The following is a 22,811-nucleotide window of genomic DNA, read 5'->3' as shown; positions in this document are numbered from 1 at the left end:
ATAAATTAATATAAATTGTAAATGAATATGCAAGTAATGTAAATATTTGTTTATAAATATCAAAAAATTCAAAATTCTATTTCGAAAACATGAAGAAAGTCTACTTAATCCGTCACGCAAAATCTTCATGGGAAGAACCTTGGTCAAATGACCACGATAGACCTCTAGCTCCAAGGGGATTGAGGGATGCTCCCAAGATGGGAAAACGGCTGAAATCGGAGGGAATTTGCCCAGATAAAATCATTTCATCGACGGCACTTCGTGCAGAGGAAACAGCTAATCTTATCGCCGAAGAAATAAAGTTTCCCGTCAAAAAAATTGAATTTGAAAAAGGCCTTTATCATGCTTCTGCAGACACTTATCTCCAATTCATCCAACGACAAGATGATAAAACCGATTGCATTTTTTTGATAGGTCACAATCCAGGAATGAATGACTTGATTCATTATCTAGGAATAGAGCTAGACAACTTACCTACGGCTGGAATTTGTGGGTTTCAATCGAAAGAAAAGTCTTGGAAAGACTTTAAACCTGAAAATGTAAAGCTGATTTACTTAGACTATCCCAAAAAGAAGGATTAGGAAATTTCATATTGCCGGACATCCTGGGACACTTCGGGGAACCGATCGGGATTACTAAGCAAGAACTCGATTTTTTTAGCTACGTCTTCTGGGTTTACTAATTCACCCTGCTCTTTGAATTCCAAGAATTTCTTCAATTCAGGGAAATCTGTCTCAGCTGCCTCCCGAATCTCAGCCTGCATCTCAGTATCCACGATACCAGGAGCTAAACTGAAAAAGCGAAAATCTGAAGACCCACTTTCTTTATTAGCTACCATCGTAAACATGGCTAATGCTGCTTTGGTACTGCAGTACCCACCCCATCCAGCAACTGGTCTGGTTGCGGCTCCGGAGGAAATATTGCAAACCAATTTTCGTGAAGGATGATTCTTATACGCTTTGATAAACGCATTGGTAAGATACATAGGAGCCAATAAATTGACATTAACCTGAACTCGCATTTCTCTCGGATGCATGTTCCCGATTGGCTTGATCTCCCCTATCCAACCTGCATTATTGATCAAAATTATATCCCGATAATCTTCTTTAGGAAATACCTCTTCTAGTTCATTTTTCAATACATCCAAATCTGAAAGATCCAAGCTTAATTGACGAAGGCGAGAGGACTCCATATCCAAAGTCGATCTGGAAATCCCAATCACATCAAAATGACCGAGACCCAAGTAATGATGCATAAGAGCTTTTCCTAAACCTTTGGAATGACCGGTAATAACGACAAGAGACTTATTCATAAGTGAAGATTATCAGGGTGATAACTTCTTTCTAGCAAGGATCGTCCCAAAATTCAAAAATTCAAGAAATTGATTCAGTCTTAACTCGTATTCATAAAAAAACCCCGGATAAATCCGGGGTTGATTATTATAAAATGTATTGAGAGAGATCTCTGTTTTTTACCAAGGAATTTAGTCGATCTTGCACCATTTCTTTAGTAATCATGATTTTCGAGTTAGGTTCGATATTGTCTGGCACATCAAATAAGAAGTCATTTAATAAATGAGACATAACTGTATGAAGTCTTCTTGCCCCGATATTTTCCACTTCTTGATTGATCAAAAATGCGATCCGAGCAATTTCCTCAATGGCTTCATCCTTAAATTCCAAAGAAACTCCTTCTGCATCAAAAAGAGCCTGGTATTGTTTTGTTAAAGCATTTTTCGGCTCTCGAAGAATTCTGGAGAAATCCTCTTGGGTAAGGCTATTTAACTCTACACGAATTGGAAAACGCCCTTGAAGCTCTGGAATAAGATCCGAAGGTTTGCTGACGTGAAATGCCCCAGCGGCTATAAATAAAATATGATCCGTATTGATTACTCCATATTTGGTATTTACAGAAGATCCTTCCACAATAGGGAGCAAGTCTCTCTGCACTCCTTCCCGGCTTACATCTGGACCCCCTCCATTTTTTCCTGACTTGGAAGCAATTTTATCAATTTCATCAATGAAAATAATCCCATTGTTTTCGGCAAGTTTAATAGCCTCTTCCTTAACCTCATCAAAATCAACCAATTTGGAAACTTCCTCCTCAAGCAGGACTTTTCTTGCTTCAGCAATATTCAATTTTCGTTTTTTGGTTCGCTTAGGCATCATCCCGGATATCATATCCTGAAGTCCAGCCATGCTGGCATCATCCATCATTCCGTTTCCGATCATACCAATTCCAACTGGAGAAGAAGCCTTTACATTGATTTCAATCTTTCGTTCATCTAGCTCTCCATTTCGTAGTTTTTCTCTGAACCGCTCACGAGTTCGCTCATTTAGCTCTTGATCATTTGTGGGCTCCTCTTCTTGAGTAATGGAAAGTGGAGTCCTAAAACCCGCCCCTTTTACAGGTGGAATCAAGATATCCAGAATTTGCTCTTCTACAGCTTCCGCAGCACGGGCTTTGACTGCTTCATTTTTTACTTCTCGCACCAAATGAACGGCCTGCTCTACCAAATCACGAACCATGCTTTCCACATCGCGACCCACATAGCCGACTTCGGTAAATTTGGAAGCTTCCACTTTTGTGAAAGGGGCTTGAGCAACTTTCGCTAACCTTCTAGCTATTTCGGTTTTACCCACACCGGTCGAACCGATCATTAGGATATTATTTGGGACAATATCCTTTTGAATATCCGTTTTGACCATCATCCTACGGATCCGGTTACGTAAAGCAATCGCCACGTTTCGCTTGGCGTCGCCTTGACCAATAATGTATTTATCCAACTCCTCAACAATTTGCCTTGGAGTAAGTGAAAATGTCTGATTCATTTTTTTATTGTTTAAAAAGCGAAACTTACCTCCGAGGTAAGTGAATCTATTTTTTATGCCTCACTTCTTCTTTTCAATTGGACTTTTTATCCTCCTGAAAAACGAAGTGAAGTGGATGCTCAACTTTGGATTTGAGCAAAGCAATATCGAGTACCTCACTGACAGTATCCACAAAATGAAACTCTAATCCCTTGAGGTAGTTTTCATTTATCTCGTCTATATCTCGCTTATTCTTTTTGCAAAGGATAATTTCGCGGATTCCAGCGCGTTTTGCAGCCAAGATTTTTTCCTTGATGCCTCCAACTGGCAACACTTTTCCAATCAAACTTATTTCTCCTGTCATCGCCAATTTGACTTTTACTTTTCGCTGGGTATAGACAGAAGCCATTGCAGTCAACATGGTGATTCCAGCCGATGGTCCATCCTTTGGAACTGCTCCAGCGGGAACGTGGATATGCAAGTCATATTGGTCAAAGATTCGGTAATCTATACCCAATTCATCTGCTCTGGATTTAAGATAGGAAAGTGCAGTCATGGCAGATTCCTTCATCACATCTCCTAGCTGTCCGGAAAGAGTCAAACGCCCTTTTCCACGACTCAAGCTAGATTCGATAAATAGAATTTCTCCACCTACACTTGTCCATGCTAAGCCAGTCACTACACCAGCAATTGAATTATCCTGGTAGGTTTCCTTATCAAACATCTCCGCACCTAGAATTTTTCTGATAGCTTCAGCATTGATTCTTGGTTCGTATTCCTCCTCCATAGCAATGGATTTAGCTACATGACGCACTACTTTTCCGATAGCTCGCTCCAAATTCCGAACTCCTGATTCTCTGGTATAATCTTCAATGATTTTTACCAATGCAGATTTATCAAAGCGGATTTGATTAGCTTTTATGCCATGTTCTTTTCGCTGCTTGGGTACCAAATGGCGCTTTGCAATCTCTACTTTTTCCTCTTGGGTATAGCCAGTCACTTCTATGATCTCCATTCTATCCCTTAGGGCAGGCTGAATAGTATCTAATGAGTTGGCGGTGGCAATAAACAGGACCTTGCTCAAATCGTACTCCACTTCCAAGAAGTTATCCATGAAAGCAAAGTTTTGCTCGGGATCAAGCACTTCTAGGAAAGCAGAACTTGGGTCTCCTCTGAAATCCGAAGAAAGCTTATCGATTTCATCCAAAACAAAAACAGGATTGGAGGTTTTCACCTTCTTCATGTTTTGGATGATCTTACCAGGCATCGCCCCCACATAGGTTTTCCGATGTCCCCGGATCTCAGCTTCATCATGCAGACCACCCAAAGACATTCTGATATATTTTCTTCCCAAGGCAGCAGCTATAGATTTTCCAAGAGAGGTCTTCCCTACTCCCGGAGGTCCATATAAGCAGAGGATAGGACCTTTCAAATCTTGCTTCAATTTCAAGACCGCCAAGTACTCGATGATTCTATCCTTGACTTTTTCCAATCCAAAATGATCGGTATCTAAGACTTTTCGAGCATGCTTGAGATCGAAATTATCTTGGGTAAACTCATTCCAAGGTAACTCAACCATGGTTTCCGCATAGTTGAGCGCAATAGGGTACTCAGCTGCGGATGGATTGATCCGTAGAATTTTATCCAGCTCTTTTTCAAAGTGCTTCTTTACTTCTGGTGGCCAGTTTTTCTGAGCTCCTCGAGCTCGCAAATCCTCCACTTCTTTTTCGGGACCTTCTTCACCCAGTTCGGTTTGAAGGATTTTCATCTGCTGACGCAAGAAATAATCCCGCTGCTGCTGATCGATATCAGTATGAACCTTCTTCTGAATCTCAGATTTAAGTTCTAGCATCTGAATATCCTTCAGCATGAACTCCAGCAACAACGTTGCTCTTTCAACCCCATCATTTATTTCCAGTAATTTTTGCTTAGACTCTACTGGAGCATTGATATTGGAGGAAAGAAAATGAGTTAGAAAAGGCGTATTATCAATATTATCCAATGCAACCTGAGCCTCCCGAGGAATCTCAGGATTTAAGTGCAAAATCCGGGTTGCCGCTTCCTTTAAGGATTCCTCAAGGGCTTTAACTCTTTTGGAAGATTTGGGGAAATTCTCGTCCAAATACTTCACATTAGCCACAAAATAAGGATCGTCAGTTACCTGTTCTTCAATCTGGAAGCGCTTCTTTCCCTGGATAATGATAGTCGTATTTCCATCAGGCAATACAATCATCTTGATGATTTTGGCAACAGTACCTACCTGATAAATATCTTCCCATCCTGGATCATCCACATTAGGATTGATTTGGGCACAGACTCCAACAAGCTTGTCACCCTTCTGAGCTTTTTTGACCAGTTTGATAGATCGCTGTCTTCCAACTGTAATTGGAATAACAACACCTGGAAAAAGCACTGTATTGCGGACCGATAAAATCGGGATTTGTTCTTTAAAATCTTCGGTACCTTGTTGACCATCCTCTTCATCAGTGATTAGCTGGATCAAATCCCCTTCATTGGCATAATCTCCGACAATCAGATTTTCAAATAAGGACTTTTCAAATTGGCTCATATAGACATTTTGACAGACAAGCTGTCGGTTTAATGCAAATTTTCTATTTAAAACTCTTTTTGTTCTAGTTGGGCAATCAAAGTTCAAGCGGTATGCCAAAGGGAAATAGGGTCATATTGGCAGAGTCAAAAAAACCGAGCCTTTCAGCTCGGTTTAAGTTAGGGACTATACCTCAATTAATGCTTAACCGGTGATGAATTTCAAAATATCGTTCCCGATCGCAAATACCATCAACACCAATAGAATGGCCATTCCTACTTTTTGAGCATTTTCCAAGAATCTATCCGATGGAGCTCTTCCTGAAACCATCTCATACAATAAGAACATTACATGCCCTCCATCTAAGGCAGGGATAGGAAGTAGGTTCATAAATGCCAATATCATGGAAATCAACCCGGTGATACTCCAAAACTTACTCCAGTCCCAAGAATCACCATAGATCTTCGCCATGCCAATCGGACCGCTGACATTTTTTACAGAAACCTCTCCTGTAAACATTTTGCCCAAAGCCTTAGCATTAATAATTACTACGCTAAAAGCCCGTTCAGTTCCTTTACTCAAGGCTTCCCCAAATGCATAATCACGCTTTACAGGCTCAATTAATGGATTGGCGGCAATGCCGATTGTTCCTTCAGCGGAAACTGCAACTGCAATAGTATCACGAACACCATCAGATTCTACAACTAGGTTAGCTTCTTGATTTTTCAACTCAGCCAAAGCTGATTGCAATTCATCAAAGTATTGGATTGGCTCTCCATTCACAGCTAGGATTTTGTCTCCTTTTTTCAATCCAGCTTCCGCAGCAGATTCATCCGGAGCCACCTGATAGAGATCAAATGGATAACGGATGGAAACAAATTTGGAAAACGCCTCCTCTGAGTTAAATGAATTGATAAAACCTCGTGGGATTTCAACCTTGACTAGCTCACCATTTCGATCTACAGTGTAATAGCCATTTTCTGCAAGCAAGACACTTCCGCTGCTCAATTCATTCAAGCTTTGGTAAGGCTGCCCATTTACATCAATGATTTTGTCACCGGTTTTAAGACCGATTGACTCTCCGTATTCGTAGGCTACGATACCATTTTCGATGATTTGGTCTCTAGAAAAATAGGTTTCGCCATTATTGTAAACCAAAAACACGAAGATTATAATGCCTGTAATCACATTCACAATGATTCCTCCCAACATCACAATTAGACGTTGCCAAGCTGGTTTTGATCGAAATTCCCAAGGTTGAGGCTCTGAGGACAATTGCTCAGTGTCCATAGATTCATCCACCATCCCGGAAATTTTCACAAATCCACCTAGTGGAATCGCTCCTATAGAATATTCAGTTTCTCCCCATTGAAAGCCTGCAATCTTTGGAGGGAAACCAATTGAAAATTTTTCTACTCGCATGCCAAAAAGCTTGGCAGTCAATAAGTGCCCCAACTCGTGTAATCCTACCAGGATAGACAATCCCAGTAAAAGCTGGCCCACCATAATCAATGTATCCATTATACGTACTGTTTTATTAATTCTTTGGAAATAGTTCGAACCTGCTCATCACTCGCCACATAATCCTCCAAACTCGGATGGCTGATGAAATCCGCTCGGTTCATTGCGTTTTCAATCAACTCGGACATCTGCAAAAATCCAATCTGATCTTTAAGAAAAGCCTCTACGGCAATTTCATTGGCTGCATTGAGCATACAAGGAGCGTTACCTCCTTTTTGCAAAGCATCAAAAGCCAGTTGAAGGTTCCGGAAAGTTTTTAAATCAGGCTGTTCGAAAGTCAAATTGGGATAATTTAAGAAATCAAACCGCTCAAAGTCACTTTTAAGACGATGCGGGTAGCTCAAAGCAAACTGAATTGGGATACGCATATCGGGAAGCCCTAGTTGTGCTTTTATTGATCCATCTTCAAATTGAATCAAAGAATGAATAATACTTTGAGGATGGACTACTACATCTATCTGATCACTATTCAATCCGAAAAGCCATTTAGCCTCAATCACCTCCAAACCTTTGTTCATCAAGGAAGCCGAATCGATGGTGATTTTCGCTCCCATATCCCAATTAGGATGTTTGAGTGCTTGCTCTTTGGTAACTGATTCCAGAAACTGCCGATCTTTTCCTCTGAATGGTCCTCCCGAAGCGGTCAAAATGATTTTTTCGATTGGGTTATGCCACTCTCCTACCAAACATTGGAAAATTGCCGAATGCTCCGAATCCACAGGATAAATATTTACTGCGTTTTCTTTGGCAAGTTGGGTGATGATTTCACCGGCTACCACAAGAGTCTCCTTATTAGCTAAGGCAATTTGTTTTCCAGCCCGAATAGCCTGAACGGTAGGAATCAAGCCTGAATAACCAACTAATGCAGTCAAAACCACATCGATAGTTTCCATCTCCACTACCTGCGCTAATGCTTTTGGACCTGCAAAAACTTTGATGTCATGAGGTATCAAAGCATCTTTTACCACTTGATACTTAGACTCATTGGTAATGACTACCGCATTGGGCTGAAATTCCAAAGCCTGCTTAATCAGTAAATCGCAATTGTTTTGAGCGGTCAACACCTCGACTTGAAAGTCCTCAGGATGCTGACGAATCACCTCAAGGGTTTGTCTACCAATACTGCCGGTACTACCCAAGATGGCTACGCGCTTCAATTCTGACATGTATTTATATTTTGAAAATTAACCAGCCCTTAAAAAAGAAAGTTTTGGTGATGGCTGACAAAATTACAAGATGCGGAGACTTTTCCTTGTACAATTCGTCAGTTTTTCCCCTTCGGAAAAGTTTTTGAGACAGAATATCCTTAAAAGATGTGAATTCGTCCAACGGAAATGAATTTTGATCGTCAGGTTGAAAAACGGAAAAGCATGGAAAATCTATTCAAAACAACAGCAATTGGGTTCATGGCAGGTATAGCCGGAGCAGCTTTTTGGAGTGTTACTGATTTTAATCCAGAGGAATCTTCTGAAACCAAGCCTATCAAAGTTGAAGAAAGCAGTACATTTTCTGTTCGTGAAGATTTTGAACCAGCACCACGGACTTTTTCGACCAATCCTCCCATTTCGTTTGTGGCAGCTTCGGAAAACAGCACCGAATCAGTTGTCTTCATTAAAAACTTCTCCGGGAGTGATCCAAGAAGGTATAGTATGTTCGACTTTTTCTTCGGGACAGGTCCAACTCAACAAGTCAGTACCGGATCTGGCGTAATCATTTCTGACGATGGCTATATCGTTACCAATAACCATGTAATTGACCGAGCTGAGACTATTGAAGTCATCCATAAAAAACGAACTTATCAAGCTCGCTTGGTAGGGACGGATAAAAACACAGACATCGCTGTTTTAAAAATTGACGCCGAGAATCTTCCTGCTATCAAACGAGGAAGTTCACGAGATCTTCAAATCGGAGAATGGGTAATTGCTGTTGGAAACCCTTTCAACCTAACTTCCACTGTTACCGCTGGAATTGTTTCAGCAAAGGAGCGCCAAATCAATATTCTTGGTGGTGATTTTCCACTGGAAAGCTTTATTCAAACTGACGCACCCATTAACCCGGGAAACTCCGGAGGTGCTTTGGTCAATGTAGAAGGAGAATTGGTTGGAATCAATACTGCCATTCTTTCCCGAACAGGTTCCTATACAGGCTATGGCTTTGCTGTGCCTGTTGATATCGCTATGAAAGTTGCCAATGACCTAATCAAATACGGAGAGGTACAGAAAGCTATTCCGGGAATCGAGGCTGTTGAAATCACGCCTGAATTGGCTGAAGAAATGGACATAGAATCCTTGGACGGAGTCATTGTCACCCATGTGATTCGGGAAGGAGCTGCTGAGTCCGCAGGGATAAAAAGAAGTGATGTAATAGTACAAATTGATGACCAAAAAATCACCGGGATGGGAAGCTTTGAAGAAGCACTTTCCTACCACTATCCAGGAGATCAAATCAAAGTTTCTTTCACTCGGGAGGGAAAATTAAACATTGCTACCTTAACCCTTCAAAACCTAGAAGGAGGAACAGGTGTCCTGAAGCGAGAATATTATAGCTCCAGACTTTTGGGTGCCAGATTAGAAGCTGTCAATGCAATTGAAAAAGATAGATTAGACATCTCCTACGGAATCAAAATCACAGCACTTACAAGAGGCTATTTAAGAGACTTAGGCTTACGGGATGGATTTGTTTTGACTCAAATCAATCGAGAACCAGCCAAGGACCCTGAAAAAGTTGGGAAATTCTTGGAGGATTTTAGTGGCAAACTGCTTTTGGAAGGTGTTGCACCGAATGGTCAGCCCTTCATGCAAAGTTATACTGTTAGATAAAGAGAGGGCTTCAGCCTTCTCTTTTTCCTTGGTATCCTATCAAAATATTCTTTAGATTTAAGAAAGAGCTGCCTTATGAAATCTCTCCCACCATCTTGCGAACAGTGTTTTGAACAGTTTAAAGTAGCGCTGGAAGATCTTCGCCTTTTTGTCCAGCAATCCAAAAACAAAGAGCTTTCAGAAGTTTATAGCCGAGAACTTATTGCAAATTTCGAAGTTGCCCATGAGCTCGCCTTGAAGGTCATCAAAACTTATTTAAAAAATCAGGGCAAAGGTCCTTTTTCAGGCTCCAGAGATTTGACAGTTGAAGCTTTTCACGCTGATTTGATTGATGATGGGAAAGAATGGCTTGATATGGTAATTGACCGGATTCAATATAATCCGATTTATGCATTAGATACACAGAGAAAGTTCTTGGATAATATTTGCCACAAATACATCCAACTCCTGGAAAAATTTGAAGATACGATGGAGAAAAAGCTCTATTAGTTTTTAATATGAGCGCATTTTAAACTTCTTTTTCAACTCATTCACTGAGTTTTTGAAGTTCGTATCAGTATCCATCATATCATTGACAGTAGTCAATGCATGGATAACTGTAGAGTGATCCCTACCACCAAAATGATAGCCAATCGACTTGAGTGAATGATTGGTAAACTCTTTCGAAAAATACATAGCAACCTGACGAGCGATTACGATTTCCTTTTTTCTCGTCTTTGCCTTCAAATCATCTAATTCAATACCGAAATACTCCGAAACGGTTTTTTGAATAAAATCAATACCAACCTCAGTTTCAATATCCCTGATAATATTCTTCATGACCGCTTTGGCCAATTGAAGATCGATTTCTACTCGATTGAGCGAAGCATGAGCAATTAAGGAAATCAAAATCCCCTCTAATTCCCGAACATTGGTATCTACTGTGTAAGCAAGATATTCGACCACATCATCAGGAATAAAAATTCCCTCCGACTGCATTTTCCTCCGGATAATTGCGACTCTTGTTTCGAAATCTGGCATTTGAAGGTCAGCGGTCAATCCCCATTTAAATCGAGAAAGCAAACGCTCCTCCAGACCTTTCAAATCTCTCGGAGGGCAATCCGAGGTCATGATAATCTGCTTTTTACTTTGATGAAGGTGGTTAAAAATATGGAAGAACATCTCCTGTGTACGATCCTTGCCTGCTAGGAATTGAATATCATCGATAATCAGAACATCCACCTGCATATAGAAATTCGTGAAACTCTTCACATTTCCATCCTTGATGGAATCCATGAATTGATTAACGAATTTTTCAGAGGAAACGTACAAGACGAATTTATCTTCCGGCCCGTTTTTAATCTCGTTCCCGATCGCTTGAACCAAATGTGTTTTCCCTAATCCTACTCCACCATAAACCATAAGAGGATTAAAAGAAGTAATCCCAGGCTTGGTTGCCACAGCAAAACCTGCCGAACGAGCCAATCGATTACAATCTCCCTCTATGTAGGTACTGAAAGTATAATTTGGATTTAGGTTGCTTTGGGTCAACATTTCATCCCCCAAACTTTCCATTTGGAAAGGGCTTTTTTTCTGATCCTGAGCGTCGGAAGAGGTAACATTTGCCTTTTTATTACCATGATTACCCTGAGGATAAGAAACCACATAAGGCTGATTTGCTGAATTCCCTCTATCCACAACTACAGCATACTCCAAGCGTCCACTTTGCCCCAAGACAGTTTTGATCGCAAGCTTTAGCTCTTGTATGTAATTGTCTTCCAGCCATTCATAAAAAAATTGACTAGGAACCTGAATAGTCAGAGAAGTACCTTCCAACTTGACCGGATTAATTGGTTTAAACCAAGTAGAAAAGCTCTGCTCGCTAACGTGTTGCTCTATGACACGTAGACACTCATTCCATACTGCGCTAGCTTCTGAACTCATTCGAAGGTTTTCTGAAAAGTTATAACCGGTCGGGTTTCAACAAGGGAGTCAAATTTGAACAAAAATCAATTAAATTAAAAATTGAAAAGCCCTTGAAATATTGAAAATTTGGACTGGTGCGGGATTCTTTATTATACAGTTCAATAAAATTCAATCTTTATTTTTTCGTCGATAAAATCCAGAGATAAAAAACGACTGAATCAGTTACAATTTCACTCATCATAGGAATGATCAATTTCCTGCTCCAAATTGATCTTATGAAGGCTTTTCGAAAAGTGATTTTTCCATTAAAAAATTCTTTTTCATACAATCCCGGCTCTTTCATTAATTTTGAATAGCTAACGATTTAGAAAGAATACAAACCCAAAAACCAAATAATGACTGATCCGGATTTTTTTCCTTTTTCCCCTTCCGACAAATCAAAATGGAAAAGTCAAGTTGAAAAAGACTTGAAAGGAAAAGATTTTGAAAAGACCCTAGTGAGTACTGTTTGGGGGAAAATCAAACAGCACCCTTATTATGATTCCTCCGATACTGGCTTCCATGCGACTGCAATGGATTTCCATGAACCGGTTGAAATCCCTGCCTTGGGCCCAAGACAATGGGCAAATGCAGTAGAAATTTTCCCAAGCGACTCACTTTCCTCTAACAAGGAAATTCTCAACCACCTTCAAAATGGGGCTGATGCCTTGGTAATTCATTGCCAAAAGTCAATGGATTGGGAAAAGGTCCTAAAGAATGTACTATTGGAATACATCCATATTTATATCACGCCCGATTCCGACAAGCCTGAATCTCTTTTTGAGTTTTTTGACTTTATAGAAAAATCAGGACTACCAAAAGAAAAACTGAAAGGTGCAATTCTTTGGTCTCCAGCTGATGCCCTTTTTGAGAATAATTCAGATTGGAATAAAAACCTGGAACTAGTTCAAAAATTGATTGATTCTTCCAAGGAATTCCCTCATTTTCAAGCTTTAACCATCAATTTTGCTCGCTACGCAAATGCAGGCACAAGTGGGATTACGGAAACATTTCTAGGATTATCAGAAATAATCGAGCTAGTGGATGGACTTCAGAATTCAGGTTTGTCTCCTAAGGACATTTTTGAAAACCTGGCTTTTCATTCTTGTGCAGGACGAGACCATTTTCCTGAAATGGTCAAGCTCAAAAGCCTTCGAGTTTTGATTCCCGCGTTGGGAGAAAAATTCGGAGTAACCATTTCTCCTTCCCAAATTCACTTGATTGTCTCATCCAGCCTTTGGACGAAAAGCCTGATAGATCAAAACAATAACTTCATCCGTCAAACCTATGAGGCAATTTCTGCCATTTTAGGGGGATGTAACACCCTTTGGATTAGGCCGATTGAAGGAGAAAATGCTTCTACCCTTTCGAAGCGGGTAGCAAGAAATATTTCCAGTATTCTTCGTGAAGAAAGTCATCTAGATAAGGTTATGGATCCGACTGCCGGAAGCTATTATATAGAAACTCTGATGGAGGATTTTATCAATTCATGCATTGATGAAATTAGCAAAACAGAGACAGAAGGAGGCTGGTTTAAAGCGTTCCAAAAAAGAGAAATTCACAAGCTCGTGCGCGCAGAGCGGGAAGCTATCCAAAAAGCCATTTATGAAAATCAGCTTAGCGAGGTCGGTGTTAATCGCTACCTAGCAAGTGGTAAATTGATCAATAATTTACGATTTAAGCCCATCCCTGAAAAAGAATTTCAGCTCCTTGCTAGCAGAGAAAGTTACCTTATCGAACAAGAAACCCTTCAGGCATGAGACCAGATTTCAGCAATTGGAAAATAAATACAAAAGCGAACTCTTCTCAGACAGAAAGAGCTTCATTTTGGCTTGCTCCTGAGAAAATAAATGTGCCATCGACTTTTGACCCAAAGGAGATAAAGCAATTAGGCCATCTTGGTTTTTCAGCTGGCCTTCCACCTTATTTGCGCGGTCCATACAGCAGCATGTATGTCATGCGGCCTTGGACCATTCGTCAATATGCAGGATTTTCAACTGCGGAAGAATCCAATGCTTTTTATAGAAGAAATTTAGCTGCAGGCCAAAAAGGCTTATCAGTAGCCTTCGACCTTCCAACTCATCGAGGGTATGATTCGGATCATCCTCGGGTTGTTGGAGATGTAGGAAAAGCAGGAGTAGCCATTGATACGGTAGAAGACATGAAACTGCTTTTTGATCAAATTCCGTTGGATCAAATGTCTGTTTCCATGACGATGAATGGGGCTGTAATTCCAATTTTGGCCTTCTATATCGTTGCAGCGGAAGAGCAAAGAGTTTCTCCAGAAAAGCTAAGCGGAACCATTCAAAACGATATTTTGAAGGAGTTCATGGTTCGCAATACCTACATCTATCCTCCTGCTCCAAGCATGCGGATTATCGCAGATATTTTTGAATATACTTCGAAAAACATGCCTCGATTCAATTCCATTTCTATTTCCGGCTATCACATGCAGGAGGCCGGGGCAACAGCAGATTTGGAATTGGCTTATACCTTAGCAGATGGATTGGAATATTTAAGAACAGGGATTCAGGCGGGATTGGATATTGATGACTTTGCCCCTCGACTCTCATTTTTCTGGGCGATTGGAATGAACTACTTCATGGAAATTGCCAAAATGAGGGCAGGAAGATTGCTTTGGGCAAAAATTGTGAAGCAGTTCAATCCTAAAAACCCAAAATCAATGGCACTGCGAACGCATTGCCAAACTTCCGGTTGGTCATTGACCGAGCAAGATCCTTTCAACAATATTACCCGAACGGCAGTGGAAGCTCTTGGAGCTGCCATGGGACATACGCAATCTCTGCACACCAACTCCTTGGATGAAGCCATTGCCCTTCCAACGGATTTTTCTGCTAGAATCGCTCGAAACACTCAATTGATTCTTCAAGAAGAGCTTGGAATAACGCAGGTAGTGGACCCTTGGGGTGGCTCTCTTTACGTAGAATATCTTACTGATCAACTTGTCCAACGGGCGTGGACCTTGATTGAGGAAGTGGAAAGTCTAGGCGGTATGGCAAAAGCAATAGAAGCCGGCGTTCCAAAACTTAGAATTGAAGAAGCAGCTGCCAAAAAACAAGCTCGAATTGACAGCGGTCAAGATATCATTGTGGGAGTTAATCGATTCCAAGTTGAGGAGGAATCTGACATTGAATTGTTAGAGGTCGATAATCAGTCTGTGAGACTTTCTCAAATTGAGCGAATTCAGAAAGTTAAAGCAAAAAGAAACGAAGAGGAAGTACAAAAATCCTTAGAAGCAATTACTAAAGCAGCTCAGGAAAAAAACGGAAACTTATTAGATTTAGCAGTTCAAGCGGCTCGAAATCGCGCTACATTAGGTGAGATTTCAGAGGCCATGGAAAAGGTATTTGGAAGACATCAAGCCCAAACCAAATCTGTCACTGGTGTTTATGCTGGAGAAGTGAAAAATCAAGATTCATTCAAAAAAGCTATAGAACTATCTGACCAATTCGCTGCTATGGAGGGGCGAAGACCTAGAATCCTCGTGGCGAAAATGGGGCAAGATGGGCATGACCGTGGAGCAAAAGTCATTGCAACCGGTTTTGCCGATATGGGATTCGATGTAGACATTGGCCCTCTATTCCAAACTCCTGAGGAAGTAGCAACCCAAGCGATAGAAAATGATGTGCATATCGTAGGTGCATCTTCTCTGGCAGCTGGTCATAAAACGCTAATTCCGCAACTTATCGAAGAGCTCAAAAAACAGGGAAGGCCAGATATTATGGTTGTGGCAGGAGGAGTAATTCCTCCAAAGGATTACAAATTTCTTTACAATGCAGGAGTTTCAGAAGTGTTTGGTCCAGGAACTGTTCTTTCGGAAGCAGCCATCAAGATTTTACACAAATTAATGGCATAGAGGGGATTATTGAATCGTCTTTCACTTGAGCTTTGAAGAATTTTGGGCTACCTTAAAGAAGTAAGTTCTGGTAGCCCACTATGAAAAAATACCATCTTTTTTTTGATCCAAATTTGGATGAAGGGGAGCGGAAAAATTTCTTCGAAAAACTCGATCCCCGACCTGAAAGCACTTTAAGTATAGATTCTCTGAATTGGTCAGATTTTTCCAAAGAAGACTTTCTTCTTCTATGGGTAAATGATGAACAAGGGAAAGAAATCCTGACCAGTTTTCCTGAGGAGGGACCAAAGCTTATTTTCCTTCCCCACCCAGAACTGAAACTGATTGCAAAATCTCTTGGTGTTCCAAACTCGAAAGAAACGGCATTTAAAAATTTTCAGGCAGTTGAAGAAATTCCAGCATTTGATTTATTAGAAATCAATGGTGAGCTCTGTCTAAACTCATTGGTGATTGGCGATTCACTTAGTGTTTTATATGACTCTTTTGGAAAAGGTTTTTTTCAAAATTTGAAGGATAGATTTTCTCGCTTTTTCAAACTTTTCAGACAAGTAGATCTTCGAAAGTTCCGAATCACCTACCAATCTGGCGAAGAAGAAAAAAACTTAGAGACAGCCGCAATGGGGGTTTTGGTCGTACCTCACTGCGAAAGCAATTTGATTTTCAAGCGTCTTATTCCTCAAAGCGGATTGAGCGATTCTATGATTCATATCATCTTGGTCTCTCCAAAAAGTCTCCTTTCCATTATCAGTTTTGGGATACAAACACTTTTTTTTCCATTCAGAAGAAGTACCATACCGAGCTTCCTGACCTATATTTCTACTCCAAAAATGACTATAGCGATTGGGGAAGAAATTCCTTTTGCTATCGATGGAGAGGAGCATCAAGGATCGAAAATCGAACTTCAACTTTCTGAAAAAAAGTTAAGGATACTCCCCAATTTTGAAAGTGAAAAAACAAAGGAAACCAAACAACGAGAGATCAACGTCCAGAAATTACCAACAGGAAATCTTTTGGAGGAATTAACCCGCCGACACCTTCCTTGGGTACGGCATGCTACTACTGAGGAATTCAAGGAATTATTTACCCTTCTTAGGCAAAATTCCAAAGCATCCAGCAGTTTTTTGGTATTGATGGCCCTATCGACATTGATTGCGACTTTTGGACTTTTTGGAAATTCCAGCCCGGTAGTTATCGGAGCGATGATTTTGGCTCCTTTGATGGGGCCGATTATTTCTTTGGCCATGGGTGCCCTGCGACAGGATGGAATTCTAGTCAAAAACAGCCTTGCAACCATCTTTTTGGGGATTCTTATCGGTTTGTTTTTCGCAGTAATTATTACGTGGATTACCCCTTTAAAAATTCTTAACTCCGAGATAGTAGCACGAATTCGACCAAATCTTTTAGACTTAGGAGTAGCTGTAGCAGCTGGCGTCGCAGGGGCCTATGCACATTCAAGAGAAGAAATTGCAAAAACTTTGGCTGGGGTAGCTATTTCTGTGGCTCTTGTTCCACCTTTAGCTGTAGCAGGAATTGGTTTGGGTTGGGGCAATTGGAACGTATTCTGGGGAGCCTCGCTCCTTTTCGGAACCAACCTCGCAGGAATTGTTATGGCTGCTGCCTTGACATTTTTATTACTAGGATTCAGTCCTTTCCAATTAGCTCAAAAAGGACTTATTGTAAGTGTTTTGATTTTGGTTTTTATTACAGCCCCTCTAGTCTTGAGTTTTCGTAATATGGTAGAGGAAAACACTCTGATTGAAAATCTAAGTGGAAAAGAAATACCACACGGACTAATGCGGGAAGTGAATGTTTTGGAAATAAATCCCCTTCGGATTTCTGTGACAATTCTTTCTGACAAACAACTTCAAGAATCCGATTATCTTGAAATAAAGAAAGAAATTGAGGCTATGGTAGGTCAACCTATCGAATTGGAGTTGACTTTAGGAGTGAAGGTTTTTGAGTGATCAGATTTCCATTTCCAACAGCGCATAGCTCAAACTTTTCCCATGAGCATCCAAGGCCAACGATGTAGTGACTCCTCCTGCTAAGGCATCTTCACAAGTGAATTGTAGGGCCTTTATAGAAGTTAACACATAGCGAGTCACATTCCCTTTCACTTGATTTTGAAGATGTTTTTTCACACGATCAGCGGTTATATTTTGAACTAGCCAATCAAAATCTTTTTCATCAAAAGGAATAAGTGAAAGCACCAAAATATTCCCTTTATCCCCTGCCCGACTATGGGCTATATCAGCTAATCTTTTCATACTGAAAACAATTGAAAGCTAGGTTTGACTTGATCAAGATTCAAAAGTGTAGAAACAACTCCTATCACTTGAGTAACCATTTTTCTGGCACCTCCTCCGCCCGCAGGTCCATTTGTATAAAGAGCCTCGACTTCTTCTCCGATTAGTTGTGCCTGCTCCATTGTACCACACATCCCCGCAACTCGAAGCCTAACCTCATAGGGCTTGGAGTTTTGGGACAATTCAGTTGGATGAAGCGAGTTCAGCCCGATTAAATCGACTCGAAGGTTGGTAATTTGTTCCTTTATTCGCTTTTCGATGATCTCACCTGCCAACTTCGCACGTTCAACTGCATGAGCTCCGGCATAAGAAATTTCCCCTTCCCCTTTAAAACCTGCCTCATATCCTACACTAACCTTATATGTTTCAGGTTTTTCAATTCCTCCTCCACCACTTACTCGAAGTTGATCAAAGGCAATTTCTTCAAATTGAACAGTAGAAAAATCCGCAACCACATCAGGTGTAAAATAATGATCAGGATCTAAAACCTCATAAAGCAACTGCTCTTTTGCAATCTGCTCAGAGATCATTCCACCGGTTCCCTCTACCTTGGAAATAATTCCTCTTCCATCTGAAAAAACATCCACAAAAGGATGACCCAATCGGTCTAAATCAGGAACAGGTTTAGAAACTGGATCAGCAAAATATCCTCCTGTCAGTTGGCCAGCACATTCCAAAAGATGTCCCAAAACAGTGCCTTTTCCCAAAATGTCAAATTGATCCAATCCCCATCCAAATTCATAAATCATGGGCGCTAAAAAAAGCGAAGGATCAGCCACTCTTCCTGTGATAATTATATCGGCATCGGTTTCTAAAGCTGGTAAAATAGCCTCCACACCCAAATAAGCATTAGCAGAAACCAGCTTACCATAAGATTGAATGGGTTGATTATTTTCAATGGAATGCTCCTGACCGGTGAGAAATTCAAACACATCATCTCCAAAAACCGCTGCTACCTTAAGGGAAAGGTTTTGAGCTTTAGCTAGCTCCAGAATTTTCTTTGCCCCTGCAATTGGATTTGCTGCACCCATATTGGTAACTAGGCGAGTCTTATGCTCAAGCAATAAAGGAAGCAAACCCCTTAGCCTCTTTTCCAATAGGACATCGTAACCAAGTTCTGGATTTTGCAATTTTCTTTTTTGAGCTAGAGCGATTGTCCTTTCTGCTAAACATTCTAAGACTAAGTAATCCAAATTACCCTTTTCAGTAAGGATCAATGCGGGCTCAATACGATCTCCCGAAAAACCTGCACCACAACCGATTCTGATTTTTTCTTTCATCTTAAATATGGATTACGCCGATTAGGATTGCTACCACTAACATGACAAGAGTTACCAAAAAGGCTAGCGGGATGGTTTTTTTCTGATGATCTCCCAAGTCCACTCCAGCCAATCCAACCAATAAATAAGTAGACCCAGTCAAGGGACTGACTGGAAAACCGGTAGTCATTTGACCGAAAATTGCAGCTTGTCCTACTTCCAAACCACTAACCTGAAAAGACTCTGCTGTTGAGGAAAGCAAAGGCAAAATTCCGAAATAGAATGAGTCTGGATCAAAGACCAGGCTAGCTGGCATGGATAACACTCCAGTCAAAAGCGGTAATTGCTTCCCCATAAATTCCGGGAGAATTACTTGAATTCCATTAGCCATAGCCTCCATCATTCCGCTTCCTTTTAGAATGCCGGTGAAGCACCCAGCTGCGAATAAAATACTTGCCATGAGCAAGGCTTCCTTGGCATGTGCATCTACACGCTCCTTTTGATCAGCGACTTTGGGAAAATTAAATACAAGTGCCAAACCAAAAGCAATCATAAATACTGCATAAGGAGGTGCCCAGCCTAGGACAATGGATGTTACCGCTAAAAGGATCAACCCGATATTTATCAGAAATTTCCACTTAGGAAGGTTGATTTCATCTGTATCTGAGATTTCAATTTCTATTGGCGATCCAGACTGAAATTGAATTCGTTCTTTTTTTCCCAGGAAATAGGCAATCCCCAAAACTGTCAGCAAGCCAGCCAAAAAGGGAATAAATACCGGATTGAATAATTCAGTCACTGAGACTTCCAGGGCAGAAGCAGCACGAATAGTCGGTCCTCCCCAAGGCAACACATTCATTGTACCAGCAGCTAAAGCAGTGGTAGATGCAAGGGTTAGACGACTCATTCCCAACTGATCATATATTGGCAACATGGCTTGAATTACCACAAGGAAAGTAACCGCTCCGGAGCCATCCAAGTGTACCAACATGGCTAAAATGGCAGTTACCATAACGATCTTCAAAGGATCATTTCCTGCCAACCGAAGGAGTTTGGAAATAATCGGTTTGAAAGTGCCCCCATCCATTAAAACTCCAAAAAATAGAATAGCGAAAACGAACATCACCCCAGTAGGAGCAATAGAAGTAATTCCTTCGGAAATCATTTGGGGAAGTTCAGTCGTTTTCCCAGCTAAAATCCCGGTAATCACTGGTACTAGTATTAATGCGACAACCGCAGATGTCTTTTTGGTAAGGATCAAATAGAGAAGCAACGCAATGGTAAGGACACCAAGAAGAGCTAGCATAGATTATTGGCTTAAGCTTTCTAGAAATTTCAACTGTCTCCAATGAGGTACCGCCGTGGATTTTACTTCTTCACCAAATTCAATGACCAGTGGGTTTTCAGAGTCAAATTGTGGCCATTCTGGTAATCCATCCCCATTTGGATTACCAGTTTTGATAAAGTTTACCCAATAGGAAGACATGGTTTCTTCCAATTGAAAATCTACTTCTTCAAAGGGTCGATTCCAATAGTTCAGCGTATGCAAGGCATAAGCGAATTCTGCTGAATGGAATGCTCCATAATTAGGTTCTCCTGGAGGAATTCGGGTGAAGTAATACAAATAGGAAGGATATGTTCCATATTGAGCCTGAAGTTTTGCCCAGGTGTAATTCTGCAAACCAAAAAACAATTCCGCAATCAATTGCTTTGTTGCCAAAAGCTGTTCCTCGTCATTGGCAGGGAAAAGTTCCAGGTACTCCCCTGCTCTTCCACCATATTGTTTTTGGGCATTTTTTCGAAATAAAGCTGGACTTTCTTCGGGACCTAAGCCAACCATATCATCGGCATTCCATCCTGTCAATAACGGAACATCCGAATATTGGCCAGTTTCAATTGCTTTTTTTACAGGCGGAATTATTACTCCATCTACTACCGGTGAGAACCTTCCAGATATTTTCAATAAACTATCTGCTGAAATTTGACGGAGGCTTTCCAAAGAAGTAATTCCATTTTCTGCTAAAATCTCCGCATTTCTGATTTCTGCACTTTTCAATCCTGAAACCAAACCACTTCCACGGCTTACCATTCCCCCACTTTCTGCAATAGCCTTCTGAAACAATCCTTTTGCTTTTGGAGAAACGACCAATGCATTCACACTAAACGCTCCTGCTGACTGGCCTGCAATTGTGACATTAGAGGGGTCACCTCCAAATGCTTTAATGTTATTTTTCACCCATTCTAGCGCAGCGATTTGATCCAAAATTCCATAATTTCCTGAAACTCCATCAGGGTTTTCTAGGCTGAGTTCTGGATGAGCCAAGAATCCAAAAATCCCAAGTCTGTAATTAATGGTGACTACCACAATGCCCTTTTTGGCCAAAGCTTCACCATCATACAATGGCACAGTACCTGAACCGCCACTAAAACCTCCACCATGAATCCAAACCATCACAGGTAATGATTCAGTAGTCTTCTCATCGGGAGTCCAAACATTGAGATACAAACCATCTTCTGAAATAGGCTCTTTTGGAATCAAAAATTCCTCAGACCATGCAAAAAAAGGTACAGGTGGATTTTGTGTGAAGGAGGCTGGATTATCCTTTGCGTCTAGTATCCCTTCCCATGGGATTACAGGTTGAGGAGCTTTCCATCTTAAATCTCCTACCGGAGGGGCAGCAAAAGGAATTCCTTTAAAAACTTTAATGGATTGATCATCGGAGAGCTTTCCTGCAATCAGGCCTCCTGTGACAGAGACACTATTTACCGTAATGGGTTTTTCTTGAGGTTCTTTCTGGCAAGAAGCCAAGATAATCAGGGTGGCGAGGAAGAATAATTTTCTCATAGTACTGGATTAGCCCATCAAGAAAATCAAAAAAAATATTGTTTCAAAACGAAACAATATTCTCACTCATAAACCAATACAGGCTTATTATTTTCACAAGTCACTGATTTTGGAGGAGATACAAACATGCAATCAGAAAAGCGATTGTTTTTGATATTATCCGCCTCCTGAAGCTCATTATAGCGCTTCACTTTGGCTAAAAATTCGGGAATATTATGGATTTGGGATAAGCAATGTATTCCCAAGGTCCACCACAGGGCTTACTCCCCAAAGCCACAAAATCCCAATCATTTGGATCTATACATGGTTTTGATTCTGCTAGTTGTTGGATTTCTTCATACAAGAAATCTAAATCAGAAGTTATTGCAACCTGATTTTCAGAATCAAAAAGATTGCAGGAAGTAAACCCTAGAAAAACGAAAGCAAAAAGAGTCCTTTTCATTAGATGAATTTTACCTCAAATACGAGGACAAATAATAAAGCGATACAAAAAAAGCTGCCAAAATTTAGGCAGCTTTTGTATTCTTTGATTTGAAATAGTTCTTATACTACGTCTTCTCCCCTCAACTTTATCACAGCACCATCTAGTTGGTCGCTAATTCGAATCTGACAAGAAAGCCGGGAAGTTGGGTAATATTCAGGAAGATTTTCCAATTGATCTAATTCAACATCGGTAGCTTCTCCCAATTCACTTGGCCCATCCAAAATCTCTACATGACAGGTAGCACACAAGGCCATCCCACCACAGGTAGCCAAAATCGGGTAATCAGAAGCCTTCAAAACCTCCATTAAGCTAAGCCCCATATCCATTGGAGCTTCGACTTCCTGACGATTACCGTCCTGATCTTCAACTGTAAATTTTACCATGGCGCAAAGATAGAA

The 22,811-nt window shown here is 40.8% G+C and carries 19 protein-coding genes; 6 read left to right on the top strand and 13 right to left on the bottom strand.

Features of this window, described 5'->3' with window-relative positions; genetic code table 11:
• Nucleotides 1-89: 89 nt before the first annotated feature.
• Nucleotides 90-581 (top strand): SixA phosphatase family protein, encoded by a 492-nt coding sequence (locus NY014_RS15810; RefSeq protein ID WP_259415508.1) that lies wholly within the window; start codon nt 90-92, stop codon nt 579-581.
• Here the strand turns inward: NY014_RS15810 and NY014_RS15805 are convergent.
• The 5 genes from NY014_RS15805 to NY014_RS15785 form a co-directional block, all read right to left on the bottom strand.
• Nucleotides 578-1,312 carry an SDR family NAD(P)-dependent oxidoreductase gene (locus NY014_RS15805; protein WP_259415507.1) on the bottom strand — a complete coding sequence of 245 codons (735 nt, stop codon included), beginning with the start codon at nt 1,310-1,312 and terminating at the stop codon, nt 578-580. The genes NY014_RS15810 and NY014_RS15805 overlap by 4 nt on opposite strands.
• 127 nt (nt 1,313-1,439) lie before the next feature.
• Nucleotides 1,440-2,831 carry an ATP-dependent protease ATPase subunit HslU gene (gene hslU, locus NY014_RS15800; RefSeq protein ID WP_259415506.1) on the bottom strand — a complete coding sequence of 464 codons (1,392 nt, stop codon included), beginning with the start codon at nt 2,829-2,831 and terminating at the stop codon, nt 1,440-1,442.
• A 73-nt stretch (nt 2,832-2,904) separates the two neighbouring features.
• A complete protein-coding gene (lon, locus tag NY014_RS15795) occupies nt 2,905-5,379 on the bottom strand; it encodes an endopeptidase La (protein WP_259415505.1) in 2,475 nt (824 codons plus the stop codon).
• A 183-nt stretch (nt 5,380-5,562) separates the two neighbouring features.
• The gene (rseP, locus tag NY014_RS15790) at nt 5,563-6,879 is read right to left on the bottom strand and encodes an RIP metalloprotease RseP (RefSeq protein ID WP_259415504.1); all 1,317 of its coding nucleotides are present in this window, start codon (nt 6,877-6,879) and stop codon (nt 5,563-5,565) included.
• The gene (locus NY014_RS15785; protein ID WP_259415503.1) at nt 6,879-8,045 is read right to left on the bottom strand and encodes a 1-deoxy-D-xylulose-5-phosphate reductoisomerase; all 1,167 of its coding nucleotides are present in this window, start codon (nt 8,043-8,045) and stop codon (nt 6,879-6,881) included. The genes rseP and NY014_RS15785 overlap by 1 nt, the downstream gene beginning before the upstream one ends.
• A 204-nt stretch (nt 8,046-8,249) precedes the next feature.
• Between NY014_RS15785 and NY014_RS15780 the strand changes: the two genes are divergently transcribed.
• Nucleotides 8,250-9,698 carry a S1C family serine protease gene (locus tag NY014_RS15780; RefSeq protein WP_259415502.1) on the top strand — a complete coding sequence of 483 codons (1,449 nt, stop codon included), beginning with the start codon at nt 8,250-8,252 and terminating at the stop codon, nt 9,696-9,698.
• A 75-nt stretch (nt 9,699-9,773) separates the two neighbouring features.
• Nucleotides 9,774-10,187, top strand: coding sequence for a nucleotidyltransferase substrate binding protein (locus NY014_RS15775; RefSeq protein WP_259415501.1), 414 nt, complete (start codon nt 9,774-9,776; stop codon nt 10,185-10,187).
• A gap of 3 nt (nt 10,188-10,190) precedes the next feature.
• Here NY014_RS15775 and dnaA read toward each other — a convergent pair whose 3' ends face one another.
• Nucleotides 10,191-11,621, bottom strand: coding sequence for a chromosomal replication initiator protein DnaA (dnaA, locus tag NY014_RS15770; protein ID WP_259415500.1), 1,431 nt, complete (start codon nt 11,619-11,621; stop codon nt 10,191-10,193).
• Between the two features lie 377 nt (nt 11,622-11,998).
• Between dnaA and NY014_RS15765 the strand changes: the two genes are divergently transcribed.
• The 3 genes from NY014_RS15765 (at nt 11,999) to NY014_RS15755 (ending at nt 17,483) form a co-directional block, all read left to right on the top strand.
• The gene (locus tag NY014_RS15765; RefSeq protein ID WP_259415499.1) at nt 11,999-13,402 is read left to right on the top strand and encodes a methylmalonyl-CoA mutase family protein; all 1,404 of its coding nucleotides are present in this window, start codon (nt 11,999-12,001) and stop codon (nt 13,400-13,402) included.
• The gene (gene scpA / locus NY014_RS15760; RefSeq protein ID WP_259415498.1) at nt 13,399-15,519 is read left to right on the top strand and encodes a methylmalonyl-CoA mutase; all 2,121 of its coding nucleotides are present in this window, start codon (nt 13,399-13,401) and stop codon (nt 15,517-15,519) included. Before NY014_RS15765 ends, scpA begins: the two co-directional genes overlap by 4 nt.
• Before the next feature lie 80 nt (nt 15,520-15,599).
• Entirely contained in the window at nt 15,600-17,483 is a 1,884-nt protein-coding gene (locus NY014_RS15755; protein WP_259415497.1) for a DUF389 domain-containing protein, read from the top strand.
• On the opposite strand, the gene NY014_RS15750 is transcribed toward NY014_RS15755, so the two are convergent.
• From NY014_RS15750 to NY014_RS15720, 7 genes are all read right to left on the bottom strand, one after another.
• Nucleotides 17,484-17,786 carry an AtuA-related protein gene (locus NY014_RS15750; RefSeq protein WP_259415496.1) on the bottom strand — a complete coding sequence of 101 codons (303 nt, stop codon included), beginning with the start codon at nt 17,784-17,786 and terminating at the stop codon, nt 17,484-17,486.
• Nucleotides 17,783-19,105 carry an acyclic terpene utilization AtuA family protein gene (locus tag NY014_RS15745; RefSeq protein WP_259415495.1) on the bottom strand — a complete coding sequence of 441 codons (1,323 nt, stop codon included), beginning with the start codon at nt 19,103-19,105 and terminating at the stop codon, nt 17,783-17,785. The genes NY014_RS15750 and NY014_RS15745 overlap by 4 nt, the downstream gene beginning before the upstream one ends.
• A 1-nt stretch (nt 19,106) precedes the next feature.
• Nucleotides 19,107-20,390, bottom strand: a complete 1,284-nt coding sequence (locus NY014_RS15740; RefSeq protein ID WP_259415494.1) for a CitMHS family transporter — start codon at nt 20,388-20,390, stop codon at nt 19,107-19,109.
• A gap of 3 nt (nt 20,391-20,393) precedes the next feature.
• On the bottom strand, nt 20,394-21,929 hold the full coding sequence (locus tag NY014_RS15735) for a carboxylesterase/lipase family protein (RefSeq protein WP_259415493.1): 1,536 nt from the start codon (nt 21,927-21,929) through the stop codon (nt 20,394-20,396).
• Between the two features lie 62 nt (nt 21,930-21,991).
• On the bottom strand, nt 21,992-22,120 hold the full coding sequence (locus NY014_RS15730; RefSeq protein ID WP_259415492.1) for a hypothetical protein: 129 nt from the start codon (nt 22,118-22,120) through the stop codon (nt 21,992-21,994).
• Between the two features lie 5 nt (nt 22,121-22,125).
• A complete protein-coding gene (locus NY014_RS15725; RefSeq protein ID WP_259415491.1) occupies nt 22,126-22,371 on the bottom strand; it encodes a hypothetical protein in 246 nt (81 codons plus the stop codon).
• Between the two features lie 101 nt (nt 22,372-22,472).
• The gene (locus tag NY014_RS15720; RefSeq protein WP_259415490.1) at nt 22,473-22,796 is read right to left on the bottom strand and encodes a (2Fe-2S)-binding protein; all 324 of its coding nucleotides are present in this window, start codon (nt 22,794-22,796) and stop codon (nt 22,473-22,475) included.
• Nucleotides 22,797-22,811: the final 15 nt, after the last annotated feature.

Origin of the sequence: Algoriphagus limi, from assembly GCF_024919275.1 — a bacterium.
Taxonomy (GTDB): Bacteria; Bacteroidota; Bacteroidia; order Cytophagales; family Cyclobacteriaceae; genus Algoriphagus; species Algoriphagus limi.
This window is presented reverse-complemented; position numbering and strand designations above follow the sequence as displayed.

Bases quoted from the DNA above. Each gene is read 5' to 3' on its own strand.
- NY014_RS15810 (WP_259415508.1), top strand. From the start codon at position 90: ATGAAGAAAGTCTACTTAATCCGTCACGCAAAATCTTCATGGGAAGAA.
- NY014_RS15805 (WP_259415507.1), bottom strand. From the start codon at position 1,312: ATGAATAAGTCTCTTGTCGTTATTACCGGTCATTCCAAAGGTTTAGGA.
- hslU (WP_259415506.1), bottom strand. From the start codon at position 2,831: ATGAATCAGACATTTTCACTTACTCCAAGGCAAATTGTTGAGGAGTTG.
- lon (WP_259415505.1), bottom strand. From the start codon at position 5,379: ATGAGCCAATTTGAAAAGTCCTTATTTGAAAATCTGATTGTCGGAGAT.
- rseP (WP_259415504.1), bottom strand. From the start codon at position 6,879: ATGGATACATTGATTATGGTGGGCCAGCTTTTACTGGGATTGTCTATC.
- NY014_RS15785 (WP_259415503.1), bottom strand. From the start codon at position 8,045: ATGTCAGAATTGAAGCGCGTAGCCATCTTGGGTAGTACCGGCAGTATT.
- NY014_RS15780 (WP_259415502.1), top strand. From the start codon at position 8,250: ATGGAAAATCTATTCAAAACAACAGCAATTGGGTTCATGGCAGGTATA.
- NY014_RS15775 (WP_259415501.1), top strand. From the start codon at position 9,774: ATGAAATCTCTCCCACCATCTTGCGAACAGTGTTTTGAACAGTTTAAA.
- dnaA (WP_259415500.1), bottom strand. From the start codon at position 11,621: ATGAGTTCAGAAGCTAGCGCAGTATGGAATGAGTGTCTACGTGTCATA.
- NY014_RS15765 (WP_259415499.1), top strand. From the start codon at position 11,999: ATGACTGATCCGGATTTTTTTCCTTTTTCCCCTTCCGACAAATCAAAA.
- scpA (WP_259415498.1), top strand. From the start codon at position 13,399: ATGAGACCAGATTTCAGCAATTGGAAAATAAATACAAAAGCGAACTCT.
- NY014_RS15755 (WP_259415497.1), top strand. From the start codon at position 15,600: ATGAAAAAATACCATCTTTTTTTTGATCCAAATTTGGATGAAGGGGAG.
- NY014_RS15750 (WP_259415496.1), bottom strand. From the start codon at position 17,786: ATGAAAAGATTAGCTGATATAGCCCATAGTCGGGCAGGGGATAAAGGG.
- NY014_RS15745 (WP_259415495.1), bottom strand. From the start codon at position 19,105: ATGAAAGAAAAAATCAGAATCGGTTGTGGTGCAGGTTTTTCGGGAGAT.
- NY014_RS15740 (WP_259415494.1), bottom strand. From the start codon at position 20,390: ATGCTAGCTCTTCTTGGTGTCCTTACCATTGCGTTGCTTCTCTATTTG.
- NY014_RS15735 (WP_259415493.1), bottom strand. From the start codon at position 21,929: ATGAGAAAATTATTCTTCCTCGCCACCCTGATTATCTTGGCTTCTTGC.
- NY014_RS15725 (WP_259415491.1), bottom strand. From the start codon at position 22,371: ATGAAAAGGACTCTTTTTGCTTTCGTTTTTCTAGGGTTTACTTCCTGC.
- NY014_RS15720 (WP_259415490.1), bottom strand. From the start codon at position 22,796: ATGGTAAAATTTACAGTTGAAGATCAGGACGGTAATCGTCAGGAAGTC.